Source organism: uncultured Olegusella sp. (assembly GCF_947253395.1).
GTDB lineage: Bacteria > Actinomycetota > Coriobacteriia > Coriobacteriales > Atopobiaceae > Olegusella.
The window spans coordinates 1-3,211 of record NZ_CAMXYY010000143.1; the positions used below are offsets into that span (position 1 = coordinate 1).

Genomic DNA, 3,211 nt, shown 5'->3' on the forward strand with positions numbered 1-3,211 from the left:
TGCGGTGCAAAACGCCAATGATTACGTTCCGATGAAGATTCGTACCGCAATTGTGCCTGTGGTCAATTTCACACAACAAGCTTGGGTTTTTCTTTTTATGTTTGGTCTTATTACGGGCATGTTTGGTCTTGCCAAGATAGCTGTTCTGCTTTTTGCCTTCTCAGTTGTATTCCAGCTGGTAACCTTACCCGTTGAGATTGATGCTTCAAGGCGTGCAATTGCGTATCTGGGGCAGAGCGGTTCTGCTCTTGATGAGCGCGGTGCTCGCAAAGTGCTTACTGCAGCAGCGCTCACCTATGTAGCCGCTGCATTAATCTCGATTCTGCAATTTTTATATTATGCGAGTCGCGTAAGGGAGCGTTAAGGTGGGCTGGAATTGGGAATGCGGAGAAGAACCCAGAGTTGTGCCTGAGCAGACCGTTGCAGAAGAAAAATCTAGCTATTCAGTTGCCGAAGCGGTGAGCCTTGCGAAGTTAAAAATATCCGAGCTTCCCCGCCTGACTGTTTTGGGCGAGGTGACGGGTTTTCATGGCCCTAATGCTCGCAGTGGCCACTGTTATTTTCAGCTCAAAGATAAATCCTCTGCAATGGATGTCACTATGTGGCGTGGAAGCTTTCAGAGACTTTCCTTTGATTTGCGAGATGGTCTGCAGGTAGAGGCTACAGGTAGTTTTCAAGTCTATGACAAGAAAGGTAGTCTTTCCTTCAATATCAGCTCGATGAAGCTGGCTGGTGAGGGTGCTTTGCGTCAACAGGTAGCCGAGCTTGCCCGCAAACTGCAGCATGAGGGACTGATGGATCCTGCTCGCAAACGCAAAATTCCCCTGTTTTGCGAACGGGTCTGTGTCGTGACTTCGCTTTCTGGTGCAGTTATTGATGATGTAAAGCGCACACTTGCCCGTCGCAATCCCTTGGTGACAATTCAGGCTGCGGGCTGTACCGTGCAAGGTCCGGGTGCCGCTTCAACTATTATTGATGCCTTAGAGCTTGCGGCAGCGGCACATCCTGATGCGATTTTATTGGTGCGCGGCGGCGGTTCTTTTGAAGATCTGATGACCTTCAACGATGAGGCACTGGCGCGTGCGGTGGCTGCCTGCCCCGTGCCTGTGATTACGGGTATTGGCCATGAGCCAGATACCTCTATTTGCGACATGGTTTCTGATCGTCGCTGTTCTACCCCCACTGCTGCCGCTGAGTCTGTTGCACCTGCAATGAATGAGTTGGAAACTACTCTTAATGGCAGACAGATTCGTCTTGGACAGTCTCTGTCAAGCATGCTGATAAAGAGCAAGCAGTATATTTTGATGCTTGGTGACTCTTCCAAGCTTTTGATTGAACGCGAACTGAGCAAAAAAGCGCAAGAAATTGAGGCTCTTGCTGCTCATCGCTGTCTACACGATCCCCTCGCTATTGTTCGTGAACCCATGGAGAGTCTTGAGCTGAGTGCCGAGCGCCTGCACGACGCTATGCCGCGCATGATGCTTGCGCTGCAGGGCAAAACAAATGATCATAAGACTCGCCTTGATGCTATAGGGCAGCGGCTTTTGCGTCCTTATCAGCAGCAGCTAACGCATGCGGCAGCAACGCTTGATGCGCTTTCACCCTTGCGGGTGTTAGGACGTGGCTATTCGCTTGTTCAGACTTGCGAGGGACATGTGGTAACTGATGCAGCCCAACTCAAGCAGGGAGATCGTGTCACCTTGCGTTTGCGCAAAGGTTCTGCTTGCGCTCAAATTAGCAACGTGAGCAATGAGTCGAATCTTGCTTTTAATACGAAAGGAAAGTAGCCATGGCAGAAGACAAAAAAATAGAAGAATTGAGTTTTAAGGAAGCCTCCATTGAGCTTGAACAAATTGTCCGTGCGCTTGAGGCGGGCGATTTGGAATTGGAAGATGCCCTGGCTCGCTATAGTCGTGGTGTTGAGCTGTTGGCCGATTTAAGAAAGCGTCTTGCTCATGCTGAGCAACGTGTAGAGGTATTGCTTTCTTCTGACCAGACAACTACTACCGATACCACAGCTGCTCCTGCGACTGCATTTTTGAATGAAGACTAACCTGCCGTCTATATTTTGTGAGGAAAGGGGAGTGCTGTGGACGATTGTATCTTTTGTAAAATTGCCAATCACGAAATTGAGGGCAGCTATGTGTATGAGGATGATTTAGTCTGCGCCTTTAACGACCTTAACCCTCAGGCGCCCGTACACGTATTAATTGTTCCCAAGGCTCACTATGACAATCTCATTGACCATGTGCCTGCCGAGCTTATCGTTGCGCTTAATCATGCCATAGAAGAGGTTGCACGTATTACGGGTGTGGACAAGACGGGCTTTAGAGTGCTTGCCAATACAGGGGCTGCTGCGGGTCAGACAGTAATGCACTTACATTTGCATCTGTTGGGCGGCAGGTCACTAGGTGAAGGATTGCTTCCTGAGGTATAAGGGTTTGCAAAGAAGCTCTTGTCGTTGGCAAGAGCTTCTTTCTATTGGCGTATGATAAATGAGGCTTATCTGCACCGCGAGAGGAGATTCATGAACGTCCTGGTCATTAATGCTGGTAGCTCATCTTTGAAATATCAGCTGCTCGATGTTGATACCCGCAAGGTGTATGCAAAGGGTAACTGCGAGCGTATTGGTATTGACGGCTCTTTCATCGGGCATGAGGAGATGGGCAGCGACAAGCAAAAGCTCGTCGTTGAACTTCCCGACCACAAGACCGCTATGAAGTATGTCAACGAAATTTTGAGCAAGCTCGGCAAAACCGTAGATGGTATTGGCCATCGTGTTGTTCAGGGTGGCTGGTATTTCCCCGAATCCAAGGTTGTTACCGATGAGACGCTGGCTTGGGTCCGCGAGGTTGCTCCTTTGGCTCCGCTTCATAACTATGCTGAGGCGGATGTTATCGAGATGTGCCGCGACCTTTATCCCGGTATTGGTAATGTTATCGTCGCAGATTCTGCTTTCCACTATTCCATCCCTGAGCGTGCTCATCGCTATGCTCTGCCCCGTGATGTGGTTGATAAGCTGCATATCCGTAAGTACGGTGCCCATGGTACCAGCCATCGTTTTATCTGGCGTACCGTTGATGAGTTCACCAATCATACAACTCACAAGTTGGTAAGCTGCCACTTGGGTTCAGGCGCTTCCCTTTGTGCTATTGAAGATGGCAAGGATATGGACACTACAATGGGTCTAACGCCACTTGATGGCCTCATC

The 3,211-nt window shown here is 49.5% G+C and carries 4 protein-coding genes and 1 pseudogene; all 5 read left to right on the plus strand.

Annotated elements, in window-relative coordinates; translation table 11 throughout:
* On the plus strand, positions 1-364 hold a 364-nt coding region (locus Q0X25_RS08050; protein WP_298581009.1), incomplete at its 5' end, for a zinc metallopeptidase.
* Position 365: 1 nt separating this feature from the next.
* On the plus strand, positions 366-1,787 hold the full coding sequence (gene xseA, locus Q0X25_RS08055) for an exodeoxyribonuclease VII large subunit (RefSeq protein ID WP_298581012.1): 1,422 nt from the start codon (positions 366-368) through the stop codon (positions 1,785-1,787).
* Positions 1,788-1,789: 2 nt separating this feature from the next.
* Positions 1,790-2,053: an exodeoxyribonuclease VII small subunit gene (gene xseB, locus Q0X25_RS08060; protein WP_298581015.1), complete on the plus strand. Its 264-nt coding sequence runs from the start codon at positions 1,790-1,792 to the stop codon at positions 2,051-2,053.
* A 36-nt stretch (positions 2,054-2,089) separates the two neighbouring features.
* Positions 2,090-2,437 (plus strand): HIT domain-containing protein, encoded by a 348-nt coding sequence (locus Q0X25_RS08065; RefSeq protein WP_298581018.1) that lies wholly within the window; start codon positions 2,090-2,092, stop codon positions 2,435-2,437.
* A gap of 90 nt (positions 2,438-2,527) precedes the next feature.
* Positions 2,528-3,211 (plus strand): annotated as a pseudogene (locus tag Q0X25_RS08070) (acetate kinase); the annotation flags it as partial.